The organism is Polaromonas sp. (genome assembly GCF_030682935.1).
GTDB lineage: Bacteria > Pseudomonadota > Gammaproteobacteria > Burkholderiales > Burkholderiaceae_C > Polaromonas.
This window is the reverse complement of sequence record NZ_JAUXNA010000139.1, coordinates 1-2,923: the sequence shown is the minus strand read 5'-3', so window position 1 is coordinate 2,923 and position 2,923 is coordinate 1. Positions and strand designations below refer to the sequence as shown.

Genomic DNA, 2,923 nt, shown 5'->3' with positions numbered 1-2,923 from the left:
CCAGTTGGGGCCCCCACTTGGCAATCAGGTCCTGCGCTGCGCTGCCTGCCAGCTGGGTTACCAGCCGGTCAAGTTCCGGGCCTTGTTGGAGCGTGACAACTTTCGTTGCCAATTCGGTTTTTGAGGCTGGCGTCTGCGCCTGAACGGCGCTGGAGCAGGCGAGGCAGGCCATCGCCAGCGTGGTGATTAGTTTTTTCATGAGTCGGTGTCCGGGTTGGAGGCGTCTTTGCCTGTGTCTGTTGCTTCGCCGATTTCGTTGTCAGTCGCAGTGTCGTCGCTTAAAGTAGCGTCGTTTTCCACGATGCGCTGAAGTCCGCTTAATTGCGAGCCTTCGTCAAGGCCGATCAGCGTCACGCCCTGGGTGGCGCGTCCCATTTCGCGGATCTCACTGACGCGCGTGCGAACCAGTACGCCCTTGTCGGTGATAAGCATGATTTCATCGTCAGCATGAACCAGTGTCGCTGCAACCACTTTGCCGTTGCGCTCGCTCTGCTGAATCGCGATCATGCCCTTGGTGCCGCGACCATGGCGGGTGTACTCCGTGATGGAGGTGCGCTTGCCGTAACCGTTCTGGGTGGCGGTCAGCACGCTTTGCTGCTCGTCCTCGGCGACCAGCATGGCAATGACGCCCTGGCCGTCTTCAAGCATCATGCCGCGCACGCCGCGAGCGTTGCGGCCCATGGGGCGTACATCGTTCTCGTCAAAACGTACCGCCTTGCCACCGTCGCTGAACAGCATGACGTCGTGTGTTCCCTCGGTGAGGGCGGCGCCAACCAGGTAGTCACCCTCGTCCAGGTCGACGGCAATGATGCCTGCCTTGCGCGGATTGCTGAAGTCTTGCAGCGGGGTCTTTTTGACCGTGCCCATGCTGGTGGCCATGAAGACATACTGGTCGGCCGGGAAGCTGCGCTTGTCACCCGTCAGCGGCAGGACGACATTGATTTTTTCACCTTCCTGCAAGGGAAACATGTTGACAATCGGCCGGCCCCGTGAACCGCGTGAGCCCGCAGGAACCTCCCAGACCTTGAGCCAGTAGAGCCGGCCCCGGTTGGAAAAGCACAGGATGTAGTCGTGGGTGTTGGCGATAAACAGCTGGTCCACCCAGTCGTCTTCCTTGGTGGCGGTCGCCTGCTTGCCACGGCCACCGCGTTTTTGTGCGCGGTATTCCGAGAGCGGCTGGCTCTTGATGTAGCCGGTGTGCGACAGCGTGACCACCATGTCGGTGGGCGTGATCAGGTCTTCGGTGCTGAGATCAAACGAGCTGTGCTCAATCAGGCTGCGCCGCGCGCCCAGCTTGGTCTGGCCAAATTCAAGTTTGATGGCCGACAGCTCTTCGCCAATGATGATGGACACCCGCTCCGGCTTGGCCAGAATGTCGAGCAAGTCATCGATCTCGGACATGACTTCCTTGTACTCTGCCACGATCTTGTCCTGCTCCAGGCCGGTCAGGCGTTGCAGGCGCATCTGCAGAATTTCCTGGGCCTGCGTTTCGGACAGGCGGTAGAGGCCGTCGCTGCCCATGCCCAGGGCCTTCTCAAGTCCATCGGGACGGTAGTCGTCGGCGTTGACGACACCGCCATCGGCGCGGACACGGGTGAGCATTTCGCGCACCAGGCTGCTGTCCCAGGGGCGCTGCATCAGCTCGGCTTTCGCCACCGGCGGGGTCGGTGCATTGCGGATGATGGCAATGAAGTCGTCGATGTTGGCCAGTGCGACGGCCAGGCCTTCCAGCACATGACCGCGTTCGCGCGCTTTGCGAAGTGTGAATACCGTGCGGCGTGTCACCACTTCGCGGCGATGCGACAGAAAAACCTGGATCAGCTCCTTGAGGTTACACAGTTTGGGTTGGCCATTAATCAGCGCCACCATGTTGATGCCAAAAGTATCCTGGAGCTGCGTCTGCTTGTACAGGTTGTTCAGCACGACTTCAGGCACTTCGCCGCGCTTGAGATCAATGACCAGGCGCATGCCGGACTTGTCGCTCTCGTCCTGAATGTGGCTGATACCTTCGATTTTTTTCTCATGGACCAGTTCGGCCATGCGCTCCTGGAGCGTTTTTTTGTTGACCTGGTAGGGCAGTTCGTCAACGATGATGGACTGCCGCTGGCCTTTGTCGATGTCTTCAAAATGACATTTGGCGCGCATCACCACCTTGCCGCGCCCCGTGCGATAGCCGTCCTTGACGCCGTTGATGCCGTAAATAATGCCCCCGGTGGGAAAGTCCGGCGCTGGAATGATTTCCATCAGCTCGTCAATGGAGGCGTCTGGATTTTTCAGCAGGTGCATGCAGGCATCAACCGCCTCATTCAGGTTGTGCGGCGGAATGTTGGTGGCCATGCCCACGGCGATACCACTGGAACCGTTGACCAGCAGGTTGGGCAGCCGGGTCGGCATGACCAGTGGTTCCTGCTCGCTGCCATCGTAATTGGGACCAAAGTCAACGGTTTCCTTGTCCAGGTCAGCCAGCAGTTCGTGGGCAATTTTGGACAGGCGAATTTCCGTATACCGCATGGCGGCCGCGTTGTCACCGTCCACCGAGCCGAAGTTGCCTTGCCCGTCTACCAGCATGTGGCGCAGAGAGAAGTCCTGCGCCATGCGAACGATGGTCTCGTACACCGCGCTATCGCCATGCGGGTGGTATTTGCCGATCACATCGCCGACGATACGGGCTGATTTCTTGTGCGGCCGGTTCCAGTCGTTGTTCAGTTCGTGCATGGCAAACAGCACGCGCCTGTGCACCGGCTTGAGGCCGTCCCGGGCATCGGGCAGCGCTCGGCCCACAATCACGCTCATCGCGTAATCTAAATAGCTTCGCCGCATTTCCTCTTCAAGACTGATGGGCAGGGTTTCTTTGGCGAATTGGGTCATGGGCGGTCGTGGCTAGGGCTTGATGTCAAAGGCAAGGTCCGATTCTAAGGGCGGG

Annotated in this window: 1 protein-coding gene and 1 pseudogene; both read right to left on the bottom strand. The window is 59.5% G+C overall.

Annotated elements, in window-relative coordinates; translation table 11 throughout:
• A pseudogene (locus Q8K05_RS06540) lies at window positions 1-199 on the bottom strand (DUF2059 domain-containing protein); the annotation flags it as partial.
• Window positions 196-2,868 (bottom strand): DNA gyrase subunit A, encoded by a 2,673-nt coding sequence (gyrA, locus tag Q8K05_RS06535; RefSeq protein ID WP_305245704.1) that lies wholly within the window; start codon window positions 2,866-2,868, stop codon window positions 196-198. The gene gyrA and the pseudogene Q8K05_RS06540, both read right to left, overlap by 4 nt.
• Between the last annotated feature and the right edge of the window lie 55 nt (window positions 2,869-2,923).

What these genes read in the sequence shown, in the direction of transcription:
- gyrA (WP_305245704.1), bottom strand. Translation starts at nt 2,868, where the DNA reads ATGACCCAATTCGCCAAAGAAACCCTGCCCATCAGTCTTGAAGAGGAA.